This window comes from Streptomyces sp. NPDC001750 (assembly GCF_042892615.1).
Taxonomy (GTDB): domain Bacteria; phylum Actinomycetota; class Actinomycetes; order Streptomycetales; family Streptomycetaceae; genus Streptomyces.
The window spans coordinates 21,951-43,344 of record NZ_JBIAUE010000027.1 but is presented as its reverse complement, the minus strand read 5'-3'; the positions used below and the strand labels follow the sequence as shown (position 1 = coordinate 43,344).

Sequence of the window (21,394 nt, the reverse complement as noted above, 5' to 3'; positions counted from 1 at the left end):
GCGCGGCAGCGGCGGCCGGCCGAGACCGCGTCAGGCGCGGGCACGCCGTCCGCTGCGGCGCGGCGCGGGTTCCTCGCCGTTCAGCAGCGACCGGCGTCGGTCTTCGCCCTCTTCCTCGACCTGGAGCACCACACGCCGCAACCCGTCGGCGAGGCTGCGGCACTCCTCATCGCTCAGCCGCGAGGTGACGAAGGACTCCTCCTCGTTGAACGCCGGGAACACCCGGCGCATGAAGTCCTCGCCGTCCTCGGTGAGCGCGAGCAGCACCAGCCGTCCGTCGGTGGGATGACCGATGCGCCGCAGCAGGCCGCGCGACTCCAGTGTGCGGGACACCCCGGTCAGCGTGCCCTTGGAGATCCCCGCCTCCTCGGCGACGTGCCGCGTCTCGGACTCGCCCCAGACCCACACCACCCACAGCACCACGAAGGCGGTCCAGGTCAGGTCCGAACCACGCAGGACGGAGTTCTCCAGATGCTGCCGCACCGCGGACGCGGCCCGGTAGACGTTGGCCACCGCGGCCATCCGTTCCCGGCGGATGGGAACCCCGCCGAGCTTCGCCTCCACGAGCCTTTCCGCCTCGTTGATGGACCGCTGGCCGGGCACGGGCGCTCCCTCATGTCGTCACCGAGCCGTGGGCCCGGCCGGGCCCACCGCCGTTCGGTGTCGCATTGTACGGGCGGACCGGTCGCGTCCGCCGGGCGCGGTACCCGGAGGGCTGTGCGGGTACCGGACGGGCATCGCCGCCGAGCAAGTGCCCGTCGCCTCGGCCTGGGCGGCCGTAGCCGGTTCGCCGCTCAGCGGGTCAGTTGGCGGCTGATGACGAGGCGCTGGATCTGGTTGGTGCCCTCGAAGATCTGCGTGATCTTCGCTTCGCGCAGGTAGCGTTCGACGGGATAGTCGCAGGTGTATCCGTAACCGCCCAGGCCTGGACGGCGTCCGCGGTGACCTTCATCGCGGCGTCGGTGGCGATCAGTTCGGCGACGCCGGCCTGCCGGCTGTAGGAGAGACCCGCGTCGCGGCGGCGGGCGGCGTCGAGGTAGGTGGCCCGCGCCGAGTCGACGGCGGCAGCCATGTCGGCCAGCAGGAACCCCCATCCCTGATGGTCGATGATCCTTCGGCCGAAGGTGGTCCGTTCCTGCGCGTGGGCGACCGCGGCATCGAGGGCGCATTGGGCCAGGCCGGTGGCGCAGGCGGCGATGCCAGAGCGGGGCGAGTTCCTTGTCGGCGACATCCCGGGCACGAGCGAGCAGGTCCTCGGCTTCCCGTGTGGGCAGCAGGCGATCGACAGGCATGACGGTTCTCGTTCTGGACGGCCGCAGCCGGTGGTCAGGACGTGGTGGCGGGGGCGGATTCCAGCGCGCCGAGAGCACCGCGTGCCTGATCGCGGAAGTCGGCGAGGCGGGCCAGATTGATGTCCTCGTAACCGCGGATGCCGTCGACGAGCCGCACCAGTTCCTCGACCGCGGTGGCGTTGTCCGGGGTGAGATGCGCCAGCGCGGCGCGGACCAGCCGTGGGTACTCCTCGAGCAGGGCGCGTTCCTCGCGGCGGACGTGGGCGTAGCCGAACTGTAGAGCAGTTTGTAGGTCATCGTCGCCCCGGCGGCCACGGCCGCGCGGATGGCGAGAGATCCGGAGTGGTGGAAGGTGCCGTCGCCGAGGTTCTGTACGAAGTGCCGGTCGTCCGTGAAGGGGGCGAGCCCGATCCACTGGGCGCCCTCACCTCCCATCTGGGTCAGCCCGATCTGGTTGCCGCGGCCCGCGCCGTCCAGCGCGATCATGACGTAGCGCCGCGGTCGGTCCGCGTCGGGCTGTCGGTCGCCGCGGTCAAGCGCCGGGTCGACCGACTCCGGGACAGCGGCGTCATCACCGGATTCACGGTCCAGGTCGATCACTCCAGGCTCGGATGGACCATCGAAGCCTTCGTCGAACTCACCTACACCGGCACCACGCCTGTGGGCGAGATCGTCCGCACCGCCTACAAGACGGCTGAAGTGCAAGCGGTCTTCACCATCGCCGGCGCTCCGGACGCCCTCGTGCACGTGCGCGTACGCGACATCGGACACCTGCAGCACGTCATCGACGGACTACGCCGCACCGGCAATGTCACCGGCACCAAGACACTCATGGTCCTGGGATCGTGGACGAGGAACTGACCCCCACCACGGTGACGGCGGCTCGCACGGCGCGGGCGCAGGTCACCGGATGTGGGCCGCCACCCCGCGCTGCCGACGCAGGGCGAGGTGCATGGCGGCGCGTCCGCCGAGTTCCAGATCGTCTTCGAGGGCCCTGAGCGCGACCTCGCCGCCCACGCGGAGTTGGTCGACGAGATGCCGGTGCACCATGGCCAGCCGCGGTGCCGAGAAATCGGACCGGATCGTCGCGAGCATGCAGTTGAGTTCGTTCTGGCACGCACGATGCGCCGCCACCACTCGTGCGTTGCCACCGGCCTCCACGATCTTCGTGTGCACCGCGCTGTGCGCTTCGACCACATGACGCCACGGCGTCTCGGCGGTGAGGGACTCGAGCCGGTCGACCGCTTCGGAGACCGCCGAGAAATCCGAGCCCTGGGTGAGCGCCAGCCTCAGCGCACCCAGTTCCAGGACCGACCGATACGAGCACATGTCATCGATGCGTTCGGCCGTCACCGCGGGGACGACGATTCCCTTGTTGCGCTGGTGTTCGAGGAGCCCCTCGGACACCAGGGCCTGCAGGCCGGACCTCACCGAATGCCGGCCGCACCGAAAACGAGCGCTCAGCGCTTCTTCGGTGAGCCGAGTCCCGGGTTCGAGGACACCCTCCAAGAGGTCATTGCGCAGCGCGTGCGCGATGCTTTCCGGCGTACTGCTCGCCTCGACTCCATCACGCAATTCGTCACTCGATTCGGCAAAGGCTCTCCCGGCGACCATTAAGCATAGACTCTCGCGGACCGCGCGGCGCAGCGACATCGACGGCGCTCCAGGAGGCCCGATCGAGACCTCGCCGCGTCAAGGCCGAAGGCACCATTCGCTGTTCCTCCCCCTCGTGCGCCGATCCGCCGGCCGCGGAGCGCCACGACCGACGCCCCGTCGACGCGCCGACGGGGCGAATGCACCCGGGAGGCAGAGGGGCATGGTGTGCCCCCACCGTCACAGTCGATGGGCCGGCCTCAGCGAGGCATGCTGTGCGCGGATCTCCTTCGTGCTCGCCACGCCGAGCAGCCGCATCGTTCGCGCGTACTCGGTGTCGAAGATCTCGATCGCCCGGTCGACGCCCTGCTCCCCCGCCGCCATGAGGCCGTAGAGGTACGGCCTGCCGACCATCGCCGCGGAGGCGCCCAACGCGCGCGCGACGAGCAGGTCGGCGCCGGTTCGCACGCCGGTGTCGATGAGGATCTCGCAGTCGTGCCCGACGGCGTCAACCACGCGCGGCAGCAGTTCGAGCGGAGTCGGAGCCCGATCGAGTTGCCGCCCCCCGTGGTTCGAGAGCACGATCGCGTCCACGCCGTGGTCGACCACCGTCTCGGCGTCCTCGACGCTCTGGATTCCCTTGACCACCAACTTTCCCGGCCAGCGTTCCCTCAGCCATCGCAGATCCTCGACGGTGACCGAGGGGTCGAACATTCTGCCGACCAACTCCTCGACCGTGCCGTCGAAGCTGCTCAACGCGGCGAACCGCAACGGCTCGGTGGTCAGGATGTTCATCCACCAGGCGGGCCGCATCGCCATGCCCGCGAGCGTGCGCAGCGTGAGGGTGGGCGGGATGGTGAGCCCATTGCGGATGTCGCGCATCCGCGCCCCGCCCACGGGCGTGTCGACGGTCAGGACCAGGGCCTCGTACCCGGCCTTCGCCGCTCGTTCGAGGAGCGCCTCGCTCGCCTCGCGGTCCTTCCAGAGATAGAGCTGAAACCACTGCCGTGCGGTCGGCGCACAGGCTCTGACGCTTTCGAGGTCGGTGGTGCCCATCGTCGACAGCACGTAGGGGATGCCGGCCCGGGCCGCCGCCCTGGCGACGGCGATCTCGCCCTCGTGGTGCATCATGCGGGTGAACCCCGTGGGCGCCAGCACGAGAGGGAGGGCCGTCCGCGCACCGAGAACGTCGGTGGACGCGTCGACCCGTGAGACGTCGCGCAGCACCCGCGGATGGAGCTCGGCGTTCTCGAACGCACGACGCGCCCTGCCGATGCCGATCTCCTGCTCCGCCGCGCCGTCGACGTAGTCGAAGACCGACCGGGGGGTACGGCGCCGCGCGATGGTTCGCAGGTCCTCGATGGTGTGAGCGTGTGCGAGGCGGCGCCCGCGGGCGTCGAACCGCGGCCGTCGGAACGTGATGAGCGGCCGGATCTCCGAGGGCCGGGGAAGTCGACGCTTCGGTCTTTCCCTGGGCAGCTTCTCGGCCGCGGGGTCGAGCGTGGTCATGCGGATACTCCTCATCGCCGAAGCGGAAGAACTCATGGGTGACGCCTGGCACGATCGGCACACAATGCCAACTCAAACCTGGGGGCATATCGCCAGAGATTGTCGGAGCGCTTCCCTTATCTGCCGTAACACCCCGCATTTCACGCAGGTTGGCGGCACTGCCATCGGCCGAGGCGGGCCGGTGGGCCTTTGTCGGCTCGACCGTCACGCCCGATCGGCACCGCTCTCCGTTGTCGGATCAAGCACGCGACCGGCCAACCGATTCATGGATTGTTACACAATTTTCGACGACGCTCCATCGGGTACATGACGACCGGACGCGAGGGGGATCGGCCGACGCACCCCCTCCGTATCCGTACGTCCCGCCGTCGGTGCCCGGGTGGTGAATGGTCTCGTGGCCGCAGTCAGCGATGCGCGACGCGCAGGGCGCACAGGGTGTCGAACTCGCGCTCGAAGGCGGTGCGGGCGAGTGCGGTGCGATTGGGGCAGTCGAGTTTGATGAGCGACGACTCGATGTGGCTCCGGACGGTGCGGACCGCGATGCCCAGCGCCTGGGAGATTCGTTCGTTGGGCCACCCTCGGGCGACCAGGCCGACGACGTCGAGTTCGCGGCTGGTGAGGTGGCCGAGCGCAGGGGCCCGGCCGATCCGGACGAGGACCCCGTCCGGCCGGCGCACCGCGCGCACGCGCCACCAGGTCCCGTCGGCGGAACGGTGATGAAATCCGATGCCCTCGCCCGTACCGGCGAGGGCGGACCGCACGGCGGGCCGAAGCTCGGCAGGGGTGAGCGGCGCTCGGTCGAGGTCTCCCGCCCTGACCTCGACCAGGTCCTGCGTGATCCAGAGGACCACCTCGGCCGCGGCGTCATCGGCCTCGGCCCCGGGGTCGACGAGTCCGGCGAGGTCGTGCGACAACAGCGTCAGCGCGAGACACGACTCGTCGTCGAGCGGAGTGGCGTGCCTCGAACTCATCACGACGAAACCGGGAATCGCCGCGCCGGCGACGGACGGCACCAACGGCAGGGTCAGTCCCTCACGAAAACCGTTGGGCCGGATCGCGTCCCGGTACGTCCGGGTCTCGCGGATGTCGAACGGCACGTCCACGAATCGCAGGGGGGTCCCCCGGCGCACGGCGAGCCGATGGACCGGACACGTCCGGCTGTATGTCGTCGTGACGTAGGCGAGGGTCTCCGCCGGATAGTCGAGATTGACGACGGCGGTGTGCGTGTTGCCGCCGGAGTGCGGAGGGCCGGAGGCGACCAGCGCGGCACAGTCGAAACCGAGCTTGTCGCGCGCGGCGCGAAGGGGGACCTCGACCGGCATGTCACCGCGGCCGGCCGCGCGGATCTCCCCGGCGAGCCGGACCCACCACTGTACGTCCGCGGCCATTCGGAACCTCCGATATCGGACGGATCATGACGGCGGTCACACGGCGGTGTCAAGCCCATGGACCGTGTTTGTAGAGCAATACCAGTACTCGAACGACGTCGACTTCGACATGGTTGTACGCCTCTTCGAGGCGCCCGCTCGCCCGGCGTCCGCTGCCGGATGCATATCCGGGGTGCGGAGGGAACGGCTTTTCGGCCGAGGTGCGGCACCTCACAGGCTCGTACCTTCAGGCGACCAAGCCGGCCAACGAGCCACATCCGCGTCACGGCAGAAGGAGTTCTTGATGAACATCGACGAATACGCCGCCCTCGACGCGACCGCCCTCGCCGCGGTCATCGCCTCCGGGGAGGTCACCGCCGACGAAGTGGCCGCACTGGCCACCGAGGCCATCGCCAGTGTCGACAAGGAACTGAACGCGGTCGCCGAGGGACCGTTCGACCGTCCCCTCGACCACGCCGCCGACGGCCGGTTCGCCGGCGTTCCGTTCGCGATCAAGGACCTCGTCTGCCACGCGGCAGGGGTGCCGACGCGCATGGGGACGCGCCTCCTGGGCGAGGGGTACGTGCCTCCTGCCGACACGCATCTGATGGAACGCTTCCGCGCGGCCGGCCTGGCGACGTTGGCCGTGACGACGACGCCGGAGCTGGGCTACAACGGCAACTCCGAGGCGCTGGCCTACGGCTCGACGCGCAATCCGTGGAACACCGCCCACAGCGCCGGCGGGTCCAGCGGCGGCTCGGCCGCGCTCGTCGCCGCGGGGGCGCTTCCGATCGCGCACGCCAACGACGGCGGCGGATCCATCCGCGTGCCCGCCGCCTGCAACGGACTGGTCGGGCTGAAGCCCGGCCGGGGCCGGGTGCCCTCCGGGCCGGACTGGGCAGAGGGGCTCTACGGGATGGGCGTCGAGCTCGCGGTGTCCCGGACGGTTCGCGACACCGCGGCGCTGCTCGACGAGGTGGCCGTGAGCTACCCGGGCGATCCGTTCGTCATCGCCCCGCCCGCGCGCCCGTGGCTCCAGGAGGTGGGTGCCGATCCGGGACGGCTGCGGATCGCCGTCCACACCGAATCCTGGGCGGGCAGCTACGTCGACCCGGAGGTGGCCCGGGCGGTCGAGGAAACCGCCAGGGTGCTCGAAGCGGCGGGACATCACGTCGAACGCCGGACGCCGAACATCGAGTGGGAGACGCTCCTCAACACGAACGTCGTGCTCTGGTCGTCCTTCCTGGCCGGTTCCGTAGCCGGGATCGAGGCGTTGACCGGCGTGACGGCGGGCCCGGAGAATCTCGAACGCACCTCGTGGGCATGCGTCGAGTACGGCCGCAAGGTCGGCGCGGTCGAACTCGGCATGGCCCTCACCGCGCTCAACACCGTCTCGCGCGAGGTCGGACGGTTCTTCACCGAGTACGACCTCCTGCTGACACCCACCATGAACACTCCCGCACCGCTGCTCGGCCACCTCGATGCGAACGCGGACCTCAACGCGTTCGAGTGGACCGCGCGCATCTTCGACGTCTGCTCCTTCACCTCCCTGTTCAACCAGACCGGCACTCCCGCGATCAGCCTGCCGGTCGCCCAGTCCACGCAGGGTCTGCCCATCGGCGTCCAGCTCGCCGGTCGGGCCTGCTCGGAGGCGATGCTGTTGCGTGTCGCCGGCCAGCTGGAGGAAGCGATGCCGTGGGCGGACCGGCGTCCCGCCATCCACGCGACCACGATCACGTCCCCCACCGCGTAGGCGCCCGATCGACGGCACCACATCGGTGGAACGAGTCAACGACAACGTCTCCACTCACATGGGATGGCGACGAGGATCCCGACGCCCTGTCGGGCTGTGCGAAAGGAAGCCATGAGGAAGACGCCCGATCTGATCGTTGTCAACGCCGCCGTATTCACAGCCGATCCGGCGGGAAGCACGGCCGAGGCATTCGCCGTCGCCGACGGCGAATTCACCGCCGTCGGAAGCTCTGAGGAAGTCACGCGACTGGCCGGCCCGGAAACGACCGTCGTCGACGCGGACGGCCGGATGATCATGCCGGGTATCTGCGACGTCCACACCCACCTCGGTCTGGGAGGGGCGTCGGTGGCATGGGACCTTCAGATCGCACCGCACTACGGACTCGATGAGATCTGCGAAGCGATCGAGGCGCGGGCGGCGGAGCTGAGGCCCGGCGAGTGGATCGCCGGCGGGGTCATCGGCTCGACGACGATGGACAGGCTCGCGAACGTCGACGCACTCGCCAGACTCGACAGGGCATCCGCCGGACGTCCCGTGGTGCTCAAGGACGATACGCAGCACAACAGGTGGGTGAACAGTGCCGCACTGGAGGCGATGGGGGTCACGGACGACTCACCCGGCCCCGAGGGCGGTACGTATGTCCGCGACGAGGCGGGCCGTCTCACCGGCGTCCTGTGGGAACAGGCGTCCCGCGTGGCGGAAGAGGCGTTCGCCGCGAGTATCGAGAACCCGGAGGCGCGGAACCGCGTCACCTTCGCGACCGCCGCGAAGGTCTGCAACGAGGTCGGGATCACCACCGCCTGCGATGCCGCGACCATGGAGCCGGCACTGCGTACGCTCTCGACGCTGGAGGCCGAGGGCGAGCTCACCCTCAGAGTGGTGGCGTCCACGGTGGCGCGACCACTGCTCGCGGAACCCGGAATCACCGGCGAGGAGCTGCTCGCGGCGTCCGAGCGGTTCGGTTCCGAACTGCTCCGCGTGGGATTCGTCAAGGTGTTCCTCGACGGCGTTCCCATGACCCGGACCGCTGCCATGCTGGACCCCTACCTGTCGGACGGGTGCTCCGGCCACGGACCGAGTTCCGGGGAATGCCTGTACGACCTGGACGAGCTCGTCGACGAACTGGAGGAAGCGGTCTTTGCCGGGCGCGGGGTGAAGATCCACGCGGCCGGGGACGCGTCGACGAGGATGGCCCTGGACGCGATCGAAGTCATGCGCCAACGGCACGGATCGCGCCCGGTCTTCCACATCGCGCACCCACTGTTCATCGACCCGTCCGACGTACGGAGATTCGCCGAACTGGACATCGTCGCGGACGCGTCGCCGTACCTGTGGTACCCGAGCATCATCCAGGACAGTATGGCGGCCTGTGTGCCGGCCAGGACCATCGAGAAGTCCATGCCGCTCGGGGACCTCCTGAACTCCGGGGCCAACGTCTCGGCCGGCTCCGACTGGCCCGCCGGGGCTCCCATGCCGCACCCCTGGACCGGGATCGAGACGATGGTCACCCGAGAAGCGCCGGGAGGAAGCGAGGAGACGATCAATTCCGCGCAGCGGCTCACTCTCCAGGAGACGCTGTTCAGCTTCACCCGGCGCCCGGCCGAGGCGATGGGTCTCGGTGAGAGCGTCGGCAGCATCGAGGTGGGCAAGTCCGCTGACTTCCTCGTCCTCTCGCAGAACCTGTTCGACATCGACGTCCGCCGGATCCACGAGACGAACGTGCTGGCGACCTATCTGCGCGGCTCGCGGGTCCACGACGCGAACTCGTGACGGCTCCCGGGCCGCCCGGCTCCGTGCGCCCGAGCGATCCACACCGACTGGTGGGACGACCGGAACCTCGGAACCGCCGAGACGTGTCGCGGCGGGGCCCCGGGGCTCGGACCACCGAGGAGGCCGGGTCGGCCGCCCGGCGCCAAGGGCCGCGGCCCGCCGCCTGTGGGCACACCAGCCGCCGCTCGCCGTTCCCGCCGGTGCGGAGCCGGAGTCTGGGCGCGCTTGACTGACACCCTGTCAGGTCAAGGGGAGTCCGTGGCCGTGCGTGCAGTGGCGGTGATGTCGGCGGTGGGTCGCTGCTCGGCGGCGGTGCCGAGTCGATGTGGATGCGGGGCACGCGCGGACTGACGCGGGTCACGATCTCGTAGTGGACACCTTCAAGCGGTCAGCGCGAGGATCCGCTGCGAACACGGGCCATGACACCTCTCTCGGTGCGGGCGCTCTCTCGACCCCGGCGCCCCGCAGCGGTGCGGGGCGCCGGGCATCTCCAGTGCGGTTTCGGCGCCGAGGAGTTGAGGTGTGGCCGACCACGCACTTACCCTCGGCTCCCCCTCGCCCGTAACTGCTGCGCCACCGTGCCGCCCGGGCGGGCGAGGGGCGGGTCGGGCCCCGGTGTCAGACGACCTCGAAGTTGGCCATCATCGCCATGTCCTCGTGTTCGGCGTTGTGGCAGTGGAAGAGGTAGCGGCCGCGGTAGCCGTCGAAGCGGGTGATGATCTCCGCGGACTCGCCCGGACGCAGCGAAACGGTGTCCTTGAGGCCGGCGTCGTGGGGCAGCGGGGGCCTGCCGCCGCGGGAGAGGACGCGGAAGCCGACCAGGTGGAGGTGGATGGGGTGGTGGACGTCGGCGATCAGGCGCCACACCTCCACGTCGCCCAGACCCACGGTGACGTCGGCGCGGGCGGGGTCGAAGGCGCGGCCGCCGACGAGCCAGCCGTGGCGGTCGTCGTCCATGCGTCCGGCGCGGAAGGCGAAGTCCCGCACCCGGACGGCCTCCTGGCGGCTCCAGGTGGGCAGGTCGGTGGCGAGGGCCGACGGGACGCGGCTGTCGTCGGTGGTGGCTCGGCGGGCGATGCGGAAGGCGAGGACGTCGCGGGTCCGGCCGGTGCCCAGGCGGTTGCGGACGCGCACCAGAGTGCCGACGGGGACATCGGTGAAGTCGACGACGACGTCGTAGCGTTCGGCGGGGGCCATCGGCAGGGTGCGGTGGGTGACGGGGGCGGCGAGCAGGCCCTGGTCGGCGCCGATCTGGACGAGTTCGAGGCGGCGGCCGTCCTCGCAGACGGCTTCGAGTTCGTAGTGGCGGGCATTGGAGCCGTTGAGCAGGCGCAGGCGGTGGCGGGCGGTGTCGACCTCGTGGACGGGCCAGGGGGCGCCGTTGACGAGGATGACGTCGCCGAGCACGCCGGCGAGGTAGGGCTCAGTGACGCCGGAGCGGTGGCGCAGGGTGGGGTCGAGGGAGGGGTAGGCGAGGGTGCCGTCGGCGGCGAAGGCGCCGTCGGCGATCATCAAGGGAACCTCGCGCGGCCCGGCGGGCAGGCCAAGGGCCTCTTCGGCGTCGTCGCGCACGATGTACAGGCCGGCCAGGCCGCGCCAGATGGCGGGGGCGGTGAAGTCCATGCGGTGGTCGTGGTACCAGAGCAGGGTGGGGCGCTGGTCGTTGGGGAAGATGTAGTCGCGGGTGAGGGCGGTGGCGACGGCGCGGGGGTCGGCCATGTGTCCCGTACCGGGCATGCCGTCCGTGCTGTGGCTTGCGGTCTTGGGCCAGGCGGCGGGCAGGACGAGGTCCGTGGGGTAGCCGTCGGATTCGGCCGGGGTGCGTCCGCCGTGCAGGTGGACGACGGTGGGCACCGGCAGTTCATTGCGGTGGGTGACGGTGACCGGACGGCCGCGGCGGGCCTCGATCGTGGGGCCGGGACGACGTGCTGGTTGACCTGCCCGTTTGCTTCGTCAGCCGACGAGGGTGAGGTTGTGGAGGCGGGCGATGCCGAGCAAGGCGTGATGGACGCCGTCGCCTTTCAGGCGGCAGTCCCGGAGGATCGTCCAGTGCCTTACCCTTGCTTCGCGTTAGGCTGATTCGTTGGGTGGCGTCTACCCTGACGTGATGACGACGGTCACACCCAACCGCATGCCGCAGGGCGAGGAACTGGCGCTGCTCATGCGCTGCGCTGGCTACCGGTTCAATCGCAACGGTGTAGCAGCCGGAGCCACTGCACCGCCGAAGCAGGAGGACCTGGTTGCAGCCCAGCAGTTGGGCTGGACTGTCGGAGTAAAACAGGAGTGGACAGCACGGGAAGTTCTCACTCGTGCAATCGACGCTGTCCAAAGCCTGGACGTCGACTCCGTGCTGTCGGCGTTCATCGCCGGCATCGGGGGGAGCGCGCTCCGGGGTAGGCAGATCGTCATCTCCTACGCGTGGGCGTGCCACCTCGCCGACGCCCCCCGCGGGCCGCAGGCTGTTCCCGATTGCGGGCTCGAAGAGGTCGAGTGGGTCGACGTGACCGAAGTACTCGTGAGAATTGCCTGCGGCTGGGCATGGAATGAACTCCCGGCGCGGTACCTGCCTGATCTGGAGGTCGCAGCGGCGCAAGGACTGCCGGAAGCCACCGATGAGGACCGAAACGTGCTGGACGCGTTGCTGGATCACATCGCCGCACAGCCAGAGGGCACCACCCCCGGCCAGCTGGAGAAGTCGATCGCCCGTGCCCGCCTCCTGCCACGGACCGACAAGTACCAGCGCTACGGCATCCTCATCGCCCTGGCAGAACTCGGCGTCCTGCCAAACACTCTGCTGCCTCCCTCCATCGACCGATTCGTCTCCAGGACCGAGTGCCAGGCCGCCTACCGGCGAGTGCGAGGCGCACCGCGCTCAGACATCACCCTTCCACTGGCCGCCTGGCGCGGCGGCCTGGACACAGCACGCGTAGCAAGACTGGCGAACGCCGGCCGCTGATACAGCACCCGCGACGAACCTGCATGGTTGCGAGCGCTGTCGGGGGCCGGGGTTCATCGTGTGAGGAAGTCGAGCAGGATCTGCCGGCTTGTCTGCGACGACAGGCTCCCATACGCATCGTCGAAGGCGTGCTCCGCGAAGGGGAGTTGCTCGACCACCGTGTCGACCTCTTTGACGCGCAGCACCGTTGCGAGGTCGTTCACCGTGGACGGCGGCGCGCTGCGGTCCCGGTCCCGACGACGAGCAGCGTGCGCTGCAGCCCCCTTCGCGACCTACTCTGTCGGCGACACCTCGCTATAGCGGTCGGGGTTGCTCGCGGGGCGTGCCACCGGTGAACAGTTCGGCGGCCTCGCGCGAACCCCCGACGTCGCGCTGCCCACATGTCGGTCACGTCGGTGCCCGGGGAGAAGCCGACGACTGGCAACGCCGTCCGTCAGCCCCGTTGGTCTCGTACGGCTGGGCCGTGCGCCGCTGCCGTCGTCACGTTCCTCCGTTTGCTCTGCATGCGCTCCCGGTGCGCTCTGCCCGGAACACCCCCGTCCGGCCTACGTTGTCGCGGCACTGACCGACTACCGAACGGGAGACCCCGATGTTCATGCGCCGTGCCGCTGCAGCTGTTTCCACACTCGCTCTTGGAGCAGGCTTGCTGCTGGCGACAACAACCCCCGCAGCGGCCGGCCCCAGCCAGGCCGAAGCGGTGACCTGCGGCGGCCTGAAGGAGCTCGTGGGCACCGGAGGGCACCACGGGGCGTCGATCCTGTGCCTGGGAAGTGGCTCTTTCACACTCGCGATCGACTGCCTCAAGACCAGCACCGGCTACTGGTACAGGCACTATGGCAACAGGGCCACGGCACCGGGCACGTCCACGGCATGGTGCGACCTGGGCGCCACGATCGAGGGCTACGCCATCCTGTAGCCAAGAACGGTCCGGCCCACTTCCGCGCCCTCCTGGCACGGACGCAGCCGTGCGGCCCCGATCGCGTGGCCCGGGAGTCCAACGGAGAGGCGTCGGGCGAGGGCCTCGGAGCGAGCGTCCAGCTCGCGGTACGTGAGGAGGCGGTCCCCGTCCTTCACTGCGATCTTGTCCGGATGCCGTTCCACCTGCATGCGGAGCAGTCGGACGACGGTGTCGCCGTCCGACTGCTCCTCCACGCCGGCGAGCAGCCCACGCCGTTCGTCCTCGTCCATGATCCGGAGTGATCCGAGTGGGAGATCCGGATCGACACGGCATCGCGCAGCGGCAGGAGCAGCCGGTCGACCATGCGGCGCACGGTGCCGACATCGAAGAGGTCCGTGGAGTACTCCACGGCCCCGTCCAGGCCGCCGCCCCCGGCGGGCTGGGGCATCAGGGCGAAGTGGAGATCGACTTTGGCCGCCCGGGTGTTGGTGGGACGGAACCGTGAGACCACCCGGTGCCGGATTGGCACGGTACCCGGCAAGGCCGCTCCGGCGAGTACTTCGCCCAACGAGCCCGGCCTGGAACCAGAAGCGTACGACCCGCACCTGGATGTCGACTTCAACCTGATGCGCGACGACGACCCGCCCGCCCCGGACGACTACGGCCTGACCATCTGCCGCTGCTCGGGTCAGGTCCTGCGCGGGCGCAGCCGGGGCGAGGAACGGTGCCGACGCTAGCCTGGTCGACTGGTCCGGCTGCGGAGCGGGCCCTCCTTCATGTCGGGGTTGTGTAGGGGAAGGAGGAGGTCGAATCAGATCACACGGAAGAGGTCGGCGGCGGCGCGGGTGTCGGTGAGGTCCTCGATGGAGCGGAGGTTGTCGCACAGGGCGTCCAGGACCGAGCCGGCTCCGGCGACGCGGCTGCCACCGTCTTCGTCACGTGCGGCGTGGAGGCGCCGGTCCGCGACATCGCGGCCGAGGCCGGCGTCGGGATGGCCACGATCTACCGCCACTTCCCCACCCGGGCGGAACTCGTCATCGCCGTCTACCGCCACCAGGTCGACGCCTGCGCCGAAGCCGGTCCGGCCCTGCTCGCGGCCGGCCCGACACCCCACGCCGCGCTCGCGCGGTGGGTCGACCTCTTCGTCGATTTCCTGGTCACCAAACACGGGCTCGCCGCCGCGATGCAGGCCGACAACGCCGGCTTCGAAGCGCTGCACACCTACTTCCTCGACCGCCTCCTGCCCGTGTGCACCGAACTCCTGGACGCCGCCGCCACCACCGGCGAGATCCGCCCCGGCATCGACGCCTACCAGCTCATGCGCGGCATCGGAAACCTCTGCATCGGCGCCGAGGACGATCCCCGCTACGACGCGCGCCGACTCGTCGCGCTCCTCGTCGCCGGACTCCGCGACCCGCGCTGAAGCAGGCGGGACCCCGAAGAGACGGGTGGCACCCTCAAGTGACCAACGCACTGGGGGCCTTGGAGGCACAGGCGCGTGACTACGCGTCTTCGCCAGCTCAGCAGGATGAGATCTTGAGGCGATGGCGGGAGGGGCAGTCCTCCAGCTTGATGGGGCGGGCGCTCAGGGCTCCGACGCACCACGCCCATGGCTACCGCACTCCGGCAGAGGTCCAAGCCGGCCTCCTGAACAGCGGTGATGCGCTGACCGCTTGAACTCGTCCCTGGCCGGCGCCGGCCCTTGCGCGCCAGGGACGTGAGGACCTCGGTCACGAAATCGCCGAGGTCCCCGCGGAGCTTCTCCGCCTCACCGAGATCCACGAGCCGCGGCATGCACGGCCACGACCGCCAAGGACTGGGCGAGGGGCTGGTGTCAGACCCGGCGGCGAGCGTCCTCCAGGTAGTGCAGTACGGCGGCGACGCGCCGGTCGACCTGCTGGGTGGGCGCAAGGTCGAGCTTGGCGAAGATACTGCGGATGTGTTTGTGGATGGCACCGTCGGTGACGACGAGCCGCTCGGCGATGGCGCTGTTGCCCAACCCCTCAGCCATCAGGGCGAGTACATCCTCCTCACGTGGGCTGAGGCGTTCCAGCCGGGCATCCCGGCGTGAGCGCGTGAACAGCTGCGCGACGACTTCGGGGTCGACGGCGGTACCGCCGTCCACGACCCGTCGCAGTGCGTCGAGGAACTCTTCGACCCGTCCGACACGTTCCTTGAGAAGGTAACCGATGCCTCCGATGCCGCCGGTGAGCAGTTCGGTGGCGAAAGTCTGCTCGACGTATGCGGAGAGGACGAGGACGGCGAGACCGGGGCGCCGACGCCGGGCCTCGATGGCGGCGCGAATGCCCTCGTCGGTGTGGGTGGGCGGCATTCGCACGTCGAGGATGGCGGCATCGGGCCGGTGCGTGTCGATGGCGTCCAGCGCCTCGTCGGCCGTTCCGGCCTTGGCCACCACGTCGAGCGACTCCGCGCGCAGCAGGAGAGCGAGGCCCTCGCGCAGCAAGGGGTCGTCCTCCGCTATCACGATCCGCATGGAAGGTTCACCTCAAGGGTTGTTGGTCCGCCGAGCGGACTGGTCAGGTGAAAGGTCCCGTCATGGGCCGCGACGCGGCGGCGGATGCCGGTGAGGCCGGAGCCGCCCTTCTCGTCGGCACCGCCCCGGCCGTCGTCCTCGATGCGCAACAGAAGTCGGCCGCCTCGGCTTCGGACGGTGACGGTGGCCTGGGCGGCGCCGCTGTGCTTGGCAATGTTGGTGAGGGCCTCGGCCGTCACGAAGTAGGCGGTCGCCTCGACAGAGGAGGCGCACCGCTCCGGCAGACGGGCGTCGGTCCGGCAGGGCACCGCGCAGTGTGCGGCCAGCCCGGAGAGCGCGTCGGCCAGGCCGCGATCGGCGAGCACGGGCGGCAGGATGCCGCGGGCGACGGTCCGTAATTCGGCCAGCGCCTGTTCGGCTGCGGACTGGGCGCGTTCGAGGAGTTCGTCGGCGCCGACCGGGTCGCGGGCCACCATACGGCGGGCGGCACCGAGCAGCACGGTGACGGTGACGATGCGGTTCTGGGTGCCGTCGTGGAGGGAACGTTCGATACGGCGCAGTTCGGCGGCGTGGGCGTCCAGCGCGGCGGCCCGGGTCGCAGTCAGCTCGATGATGCGCAGGGGGAGATCGGTGTCCGGCCCGGCCGTCAGGAGGCGCGCACCGGGCCAGGCCTGGAGTCGGGCCAGACTGGGGCCGAGGCCGAGGATGATGGCGATCCAGCCCACGCCGAGCAGGCACACTGCGGCGGCATCCAGCCAGGATTCCGCTGTTCCGAACCCCAATGCGGTGCTGGTGGCATCCGCAGGCGCGAATGGCCACAGCAGCGGGAAGGCGGTGTCCCGGACAGCAGCGATCGGCAGCACAATACCGAGCAGCCCGAGGAACAGGCCGAACGTGGCGTGCGTCACCAGCCAGCCGGCCTCGCGGCGGGTGGTGGCATCGACGAGGGCGAGACGCAGCTGGGTGGGCGGTGGGTCCGGGGCGACGACCTCGACACCGTGGTGACTGAGCCGGTCGCGCTCCTGGCCGGCCAGCGCGTGCAGGGCGCGCAGCCCGGCCGGCGCGGCGAGCAGGCCGATGCCCACCAGACAGACCGCGGCCGTCAGGGCGAGCCAACCCAGGACGGCCAGCGCGAGCAGGGCCGTCCCGAAGCCGCTCGCGAGCTGTCCCAGCGCGGCGGAGGCGGCACCGACGACGTCCTTGACGAAGCCCGTCACACCGGACCCGGTCCGATCGTCGGCCCTGAAGTCCTGCTGGGTGGTCACCCCACTCCTCCTTGCCTCGCTCTCCGATGTGCCAATCACCCTATGCCTGGGTCGACATGGCGGGTGTCGGTGGTACAGCCTGCTATACCACCGATACGGCGGTACGAGGGATGGGCCGGGAAGAGACCGGTCCGTAGTGTCGATGACACCGCAGCCTTCCGGAAGGAGCTCCCGTGGCGCACACGGACCCCTACCGCCTCACCCCGGCCGACAGCCGGGACGGGGCTCAGGCCGGCATCGACCCTGCCGACGTTGTCGGCGTCCTGCTCCGGGCAGCCCTGGTAATCAGCGTGATCGGCAACATGGTGGTTTCGTACGGTGCGGTGGGCAGCGGGGCGCACCTGGCCTTCGGCGGGCTCACCGCGGTGTGCGTCATCGTGCTGTTCGTGCGCCGTCTGCGGAGCCGTCGATGAGCTCTGCCGCCTTCAGCCCCCGCGAAGTCGTCCGCGCGTCGGCTGACGCGTCGACTGACGCGTCGTCAGACCCTGCGGCTGTGCCGACGCAGGTCAGCAAGGTGTACACGGGAGAGACGCGCGCCCTGGACGATGTGCCGCCGACTGTGGGGCACGGCATGTTCCTCGTCGTGATGGGGCCATCGGAGTCCGGCAAGAGCACCTTGATGCACTGTGCTGCCGGACCGGACTTGCGGTCGCCCACCCGAACCGCGGTTGAACACCCAGGTCAAGCTGAAGGCGATGGTGCTGGCGACGAATTCCGCCGGCTGCCACCAGGACACGTCCGGCCGGCTGCCCCGTTCCGTCAGGAACAACGGCAGATGCCACACGTCCCACAGCGGGCCGGTGATCAAGGCGCCGGGCAGAACGCCCGGTGGCTGACCGGCCGTGCCGCCGGGGGTAGGAGAAGTCCGGGGCGCCCACACCGCTCCCGGACAGGATGTACGGCGTCCACGCCAGCCGGCTGAGCAGGTAGGCCAGCGAGAAGAACCAGGTCAGCGGTCGGCGACGGAGGCTCCCCCGTGAACCGCCCGGACGACCGCGCGGGTCTGCTGGGAGCGCCGGGTCATTGTTGTGTTCCGGTCCGGAGCCCGTACTGAGTGGTGTGCGCGTGCTCACCGGAGCATCCCTTCCGGCGTGTGTCAACCAACCTGTTCAGAAGGCCAGTTGTGGGAGACCGGGTCATTATCGCGCACACCCCGGACCGGGGTACAGCAGGCTGTACCCGCTGAATGAGGCCGCCAGGCGCTCACGGCCGGGACCGCTCTTCCGGAAGCGTTCTCCGCAAATTGTGGGACCAAGTGGGACCAATAGCCTGGCCAACGGACTTGAGTACGAGAAAGAGAGAGGGACGGCAGGAGCACCACCATGATCGAGCCTTTGGGGCCGGGGGATCCGGCCGAGATCTCGGGTTACATGCTGCGTGGAAAACTCGGCGAGGGAGGGATGGGCAGCGTCTATCTGTCCCACACCCGAGGCGGGCAGCCCGTTGCCCTGAAGGTGATTCGGCGTGAGTTCGCGCAGGACCCCGAGTTCCTGCGGCGTTTCGCCCGCGAGGTGCAGGCGGCATACCAGGTGCAGGGGGCATATACCGCCGCAGTGCTCGACAGCAGCATCGACGGGCACCAACCGTGGATGGCCAGCGCGTATGTCCCCGGTCCTTCGCTGGCGGACGCCGTGCTCGAACACGGACCGCTGCCGTTGCAGACCGTACTGCTGCTGACCGCGGGTGTGGCCGAGGCGCTCCAGTCCATTCACGCGGCCGACGTGGTGCACCGCGACCTGAAACCGACCAACGTGTTGCTCGCCGCGGACGGCCCCCGCGTCATCGACTTCGGCATCGCACGGTCCGCCGAGGCGACGGCGCTGACCGGCACCGACGTGCGCCTGGGCACGCCCGCGTACATGTCGCCGGAACAGGCGGAGGGCAAACCCGCGACATCAGCACTCGACATCTTCGCGCTCGGCCTCATCGCATATTTCGCGTCAACCGGCGGTCATGCGTTCGGCGAGGGCGACGGGCACGCGCTGCTGTACCGGATCGTGGCCCGGCAGCCGGACCTGGCCGCGTGTCCCGAGCCACTGCGTCCCCTGATCGCGCGCTGTCTGGCCAAGGAACCGGGGGAGCGGCCCGTGCTCTCCGAAATCATCGAAGAATGTCACAGGATCGCGGCGGCGAAGGGCATGACGCTGACCCGGGGCGAGGGCTGGTGGCGGCCGGTCACGGCGGCCGAGGGTTCGACGGGACCGGCCGGGTCCATACCAACGGCGCAGCCGTCGTACGAGCCGACCGCACCGGAGTCACCGCAGGCGTACGGACCGAACGCGCTCGATCCGCGGATGTATTTCGTACAACAGGCGGCATCCGCCCAGTTCGCCCCCCAGCCATCGGCCCCGCACTCGGGCAGGGACCGCGGCGCAGCGGCAGTCCCCGCGGTGTTCGGGGAAAGCGACCGCTCCGACCGGACCGACGTGAACCCGCCCGATGGCATCCGGCACCGCCTGATCGGTTGCCTGCGCCGTCTGTTCGACGGCCGGCACCGCCGGGTTGCGATGGCTGCGGCAGCAGCACTGGTGCTTCTCGTGATCGTGACCGGGCTGCTGAACGGGCTGGGGGTTCTGAAGGACTAGTGCCGTGACCGGCAAGGTTTGCCCGGAAGCGGTCAGGCAACCAACGTGACAACGCCCGGTGAGTGTTCGCCTGCACGGCCGGACCACATGTGTGCCCCGGCGAGCAGCGGCCGTGTCCGGCAAACTCCCTTCTTGCAGCCGACGGCCCCTCCGGCGGGCTCGTCCACGACACCGTGACGTCACTCCGTTGCGGTGGCCCTCCCTCCGGTCGCTACCGCATGTCCGCCGGCCGAGGACAGGCGTTCGTAGAGCACGGCGTACGCCGTGTGGGCAGCGGGAAGTATCTGGGCCGCGGTCAGCAGCACGGCGGCGGCGATCGGAGCGAGGACATCCGCCGCGCATGCGACATACGGATTGTCGGTGCCGTACGCCAGAACAGCGGACCGGACCCCGTCACGCAGCGGCCCTGCGGCACGGTGCATAACTCCGTACGTCCCAACGGTGATCACGCCTGTCGGCAGGACGACGGCCACGGTCCGCGGCAACCGCGTCCGATCCCACACCAGTGACCACGACCGGCGCAGCGCCGCCATGGGGTGAGCCCGTCCCCCGCTGCCGCGGCCGGAGCCAGGGCGCGGCGCGGTCGGCGCCTCGTCCCTGTCGCAGACCGCGCTCCTGGAGCACGCCGCCGCCCATCACCTCCGTACGCCCTGACGTCCCATCAGAAGGTGGAGCGGGCTGCCGCATTCGCGGAGAAGACATCTCGGACCGCCGCGGAGCCGTACGCCGACGGCGCCTCGGACGACGACCTGGCGGCCGTGGACCGGTTGCCGAAGTCGTCGAGCGACGCGGCCTTCTACGCGCCGGAGGCAGGCCCCACGTACCCCGGACGGAGTCCGGCCGGCGTGGCTGTGCGGCGACCAGTTCGTAGCCGAGCGGCCCCGATGTCCTCCGCCAGTTCGCCAACGGCATCGACGCCGCCGACCACCGGTCCACCGCGCGTTCCTCGCGAGTGTTCGCGTCCTTGATGAAGGCGACCACCGGCATTCGCTGTGCGCAGCGCTGAGCGCGGTCGGTGTCGAGAAGGCGTTCGGTGGTGCCTGCACTACTTCACGTGGGCAACTGGCTGCATTGATGGGGCGGGGCGCTCTTCCTACCGTCGAAGGCTGTCGAACTCAGGCTCCTGGAAGGTGCCCGCCCATGTCAGTGCCCCTGCCCACCGACGCCGTCCGCCTTGAGCGGGTCAGCAAGACCTACGGAGGTGATCAACCGGTCACGGCGCTGGCCGAGGTCGATGTCCGGTTCCTCCGCGGGACGATGACGGCGGTGATGGGGCCGTCCGGGTCCGGTAAGAGCACCCTGCTGCACTGCGCGGCCGGACTGGACCGGCCCACCTCGGGCCGTGTCATGATCGGCGCCGCCGACCTGTCATCGATGTCGGAGAAGCGGCTGACCGAGCTGCGCCGCGACCGGATCGGCTTCATCTTTCAGGCGTTCAACCTGGTCGGCGCGCTCACCGTGGAACAGAACATCCTGCTGCCGTCCCGGCTGTCCGGCAGGCGCCCGGACCCGGCGTGGCTCGCGGAGGTGATCGGACGGGTCGGACTGGGCCACCGGCTCGGGCACCGTCCGGCGGAACTGTCCGGCGGCCAGCAGCAGCGGGTGGCGATCGCACGGGCGCTGGTCACCCGGCCCGAGGTGATCTTCTGCGACGAGCCGACCGGGGCACTCGACACGCAGACAGCCGCTGAGGTGCTGGCTCTGCTGCGGTCGGTGGTCGACCAGGCCGGGCAGACAGTGATCATGGTGACCCATGACCCGGTCGCCGCGTCGTACGCCAACCGCGTCATGGTACTGGCCGACGGCCGGATCATGCAGGACATGCCGCAGCCAGGCGTTCAACGAATCGCCGAGCAGCTGGCGATGCTCGACCGCCGCTGGCGGCAGCCCGTCGCAAGCCGGAAGGGCTGAG

The 21,394-nt window shown here is 69.9% G+C and carries 21 protein-coding genes and 3 pseudogenes; 10 read left to right on the top strand and 14 right to left on the bottom strand.

The features are described from left to right. Positions 1-30 precede the first annotated feature (30 nt). The 3 genes and pseudogenes from ACFYY6_RS31110 to ACFYY6_RS31100 form a co-directional block, all read right to left on the bottom strand. Positions 31-603, bottom strand: coding sequence for a MarR family winged helix-turn-helix transcriptional regulator (locus ACFYY6_RS31110; protein ID WP_389196777.1), 573 nt, complete (start codon positions 601-603; stop codon positions 31-33). Between the two features lie 191 nt (positions 604-794). After that, positions 795-1,216: pseudogene (locus ACFYY6_RS31105) on the bottom strand (acyl-CoA dehydrogenase family protein); the annotation flags it as partial. 110 nt (positions 1,217-1,326) lie between these two features. Then, positions 1,327-1,707, bottom strand: coding sequence for a DUF6537 domain-containing protein (locus ACFYY6_RS31100; RefSeq protein ID WP_389196775.1), 381 nt, complete (start codon positions 1,705-1,707; stop codon positions 1,327-1,329). Between ACFYY6_RS31100 and ACFYY6_RS31095 the strand changes: the two genes are divergently transcribed. Next, entirely contained in the window at positions 1,635-2,153 is a 519-nt protein-coding gene (locus ACFYY6_RS31095) for an Lrp/AsnC family transcriptional regulator (protein WP_389196773.1), read from the top strand. The genes ACFYY6_RS31100 and ACFYY6_RS31095 overlap by 73 nt on opposite strands. Positions 2,154-2,195: 42 nt before the next feature. Here the strand turns inward: ACFYY6_RS31095 and ACFYY6_RS31090 are convergent, their stop codons facing one another. From ACFYY6_RS31090 to ACFYY6_RS31080, 3 genes are all read right to left on the bottom strand, one after another. Beyond that, the gene (locus tag ACFYY6_RS31090; RefSeq protein WP_388652480.1) at positions 2,196-2,945 is read right to left on the bottom strand and encodes a GntR family transcriptional regulator; all 750 of its coding nucleotides are present in this window, start codon (positions 2,943-2,945) and stop codon (positions 2,196-2,198) included. Positions 2,946-3,125: 180 nt separating this feature from the next. Then, positions 3,126-4,394 (bottom strand): alpha-hydroxy acid oxidase, encoded by a 1,269-nt coding sequence (locus ACFYY6_RS31085; protein WP_351519074.1) that lies wholly within the window; start codon positions 4,392-4,394, stop codon positions 3,126-3,128. Between the two features lie 404 nt (positions 4,395-4,798). Further along, a complete protein-coding gene (locus ACFYY6_RS31080; RefSeq protein WP_389196771.1) occupies positions 4,799-5,782 on the bottom strand; it encodes a LuxR C-terminal-related transcriptional regulator in 984 nt (327 codons plus the stop codon). Positions 5,783-6,065: 283 nt separating this feature from the next. Here ACFYY6_RS31080 and ACFYY6_RS31075 point away from each other — a divergent pair, with 283 nt between their 5' ends. Together ACFYY6_RS31075 and ACFYY6_RS31070 are read left to right on the top strand one after the other, a co-directional pair. After that, complete coding sequence (locus tag ACFYY6_RS31075; RefSeq protein ID WP_389196769.1) at positions 6,066-7,514, top strand: amidase; 1,449 nt, start codon at positions 6,066-6,068, stop codon at positions 7,512-7,514. A 111-nt stretch (positions 7,515-7,625) separates the two neighbouring features. Next, positions 7,626-9,284 (top strand): amidohydrolase, encoded by a 1,659-nt coding sequence (locus ACFYY6_RS31070; RefSeq protein WP_389196767.1) that lies wholly within the window; start codon positions 7,626-7,628, stop codon positions 9,282-9,284. Positions 9,285-9,902: 618 nt separating this feature from the next. Here the strand turns inward: ACFYY6_RS31070 and ACFYY6_RS31065 are convergent. Further along, positions 9,903-11,192: a multicopper oxidase family protein gene (locus tag ACFYY6_RS31065; protein WP_389196817.1), complete on the bottom strand. Its 1,290-nt coding sequence runs from the start codon at positions 11,190-11,192 to the stop codon at positions 9,903-9,905. A gap of 45 nt (positions 11,193-11,237) precedes the next feature. Further along, positions 11,238-11,348, bottom strand: a pseudogene (locus tag ACFYY6_RS31060) (IS5/IS1182 family transposase); the annotation flags it as partial. Positions 11,349-11,391: 43 nt separating this feature from the next. Here ACFYY6_RS31060 and ACFYY6_RS31055 point away from each other — a divergent pair. After that, the gene (locus ACFYY6_RS31055; RefSeq protein WP_351519079.1) at positions 11,392-12,240 is read left to right on the top strand and encodes a hypothetical protein; all 849 of its coding nucleotides are present in this window, start codon (positions 11,392-11,394) and stop codon (positions 12,238-12,240) included. Between the two features lie 53 nt (positions 12,241-12,293). Here ACFYY6_RS31055 and ACFYY6_RS31050 read toward each other — a convergent pair whose 3' ends face one another. Then, positions 12,294-12,443 carry a hypothetical protein gene (locus tag ACFYY6_RS31050; RefSeq protein ID WP_351634575.1) on the bottom strand — a complete coding sequence of 50 codons (150 nt, stop codon included), beginning with the start codon at positions 12,441-12,443 and terminating at the stop codon, positions 12,294-12,296. A 521-nt stretch (positions 12,444-12,964) separates the two neighbouring features. Between ACFYY6_RS31050 and ACFYY6_RS31045 the strand changes: the two genes are divergently transcribed. Further along, positions 12,965-13,156, top strand: a complete 192-nt coding sequence (locus tag ACFYY6_RS31045) for a hypothetical protein (RefSeq protein ID WP_351519080.1) — start codon at positions 12,965-12,967, stop codon at positions 13,154-13,156. Here the strand turns inward: ACFYY6_RS31045 and ACFYY6_RS31040 are convergent. Next, the gene (locus ACFYY6_RS31040; RefSeq protein WP_389196765.1) at positions 13,141-13,428 is read right to left on the bottom strand and encodes a hypothetical protein; all 288 of its coding nucleotides are present in this window, start codon (positions 13,426-13,428) and stop codon (positions 13,141-13,143) included. The two genes, ACFYY6_RS31045 and ACFYY6_RS31040, sit on opposite strands and share 16 nt — an antisense overlap. Before the next feature lie 198 nt (positions 13,429-13,626). Here ACFYY6_RS31040 and ACFYY6_RS31035 point away from each other — a divergent pair, with 198 nt between their 5' ends. Then, positions 13,627-13,875, top strand: coding sequence for a hypothetical protein (locus ACFYY6_RS31035; RefSeq protein WP_386609435.1), 249 nt, complete (start codon positions 13,627-13,629; stop codon positions 13,873-13,875). Between the two features lie 74 nt (positions 13,876-13,949). On the opposite strand, the gene ACFYY6_RS31030 is transcribed toward ACFYY6_RS31035, so the two are convergent. Beyond that, the gene (locus ACFYY6_RS31030) at positions 13,950-14,150 is read right to left on the bottom strand and encodes a hypothetical protein (RefSeq protein WP_351519117.1); all 201 of its coding nucleotides are present in this window, start codon (positions 14,148-14,150) and stop codon (positions 13,950-13,952) included. Here ACFYY6_RS31030 and ACFYY6_RS31025 point away from each other — a divergent pair. Beyond that, positions 14,052-14,561 (top strand): annotated as a pseudogene (locus ACFYY6_RS31025) (TetR/AcrR family transcriptional regulator); the annotation flags it as partial. The gene ACFYY6_RS31030 and the pseudogene ACFYY6_RS31025 overlap by 99 nt on opposite strands. Positions 14,562-14,972: 411 nt before the next feature. Here ACFYY6_RS31025 and ACFYY6_RS31020 read toward each other — a convergent pair. Both ACFYY6_RS31020 and ACFYY6_RS31015 read right to left on the bottom strand, forming a co-directional pair. Beyond that, positions 14,973-15,632 (bottom strand): response regulator transcription factor, encoded by a 660-nt coding sequence (locus tag ACFYY6_RS31020; protein ID WP_351519084.1) that lies wholly within the window; start codon positions 15,630-15,632, stop codon positions 14,973-14,975. Next, positions 15,620-16,849 (bottom strand): sensor histidine kinase, encoded by a 1,230-nt coding sequence (locus ACFYY6_RS31015; protein ID WP_389196815.1) that lies wholly within the window; start codon positions 16,847-16,849, stop codon positions 15,620-15,622. Before ACFYY6_RS31015 ends, ACFYY6_RS31020 begins: the two co-directional genes overlap by 13 nt. Positions 16,850-17,070: 221 nt before the next feature. Here ACFYY6_RS31015 and ACFYY6_RS31010 point away from each other — a divergent pair, with 221 nt between their 5' ends. Together ACFYY6_RS31010 and ACFYY6_RS31005 are read left to right on the top strand one after the other, a co-directional pair. After that, positions 17,071-17,310, top strand: a complete 240-nt coding sequence (locus ACFYY6_RS31010) for a hypothetical protein (RefSeq protein WP_351519086.1) — start codon at positions 17,071-17,073, stop codon at positions 17,308-17,310. Positions 17,311-18,219: 909 nt separating this feature from the next. Then, positions 18,220-19,482 carry a serine/threonine-protein kinase gene (locus ACFYY6_RS31005; protein ID WP_351519087.1) on the top strand — a complete coding sequence of 421 codons (1,263 nt, stop codon included), beginning with the start codon at positions 18,220-18,222 and terminating at the stop codon, positions 19,480-19,482. Positions 19,483-19,661: 179 nt separating this feature from the next. Here ACFYY6_RS31005 and ACFYY6_RS31000 read toward each other — a convergent pair whose 3' ends face one another. Next, positions 19,662-19,904: a hypothetical protein gene (locus ACFYY6_RS31000; RefSeq protein WP_389196762.1), complete on the bottom strand. Its 243-nt coding sequence runs from the start codon at positions 19,902-19,904 to the stop codon at positions 19,662-19,664. 718 nt (positions 19,905-20,622) lie between these two features. Between ACFYY6_RS31000 and ACFYY6_RS30995 the strand changes: the two genes are divergently transcribed. Next, a complete protein-coding gene (locus ACFYY6_RS30995) occupies positions 20,623-21,393 on the top strand; it encodes an ABC transporter ATP-binding protein (RefSeq protein WP_351634609.1) in 771 nt (256 codons plus the stop codon). Position 21,394 lies beyond the last annotated feature (1 nt).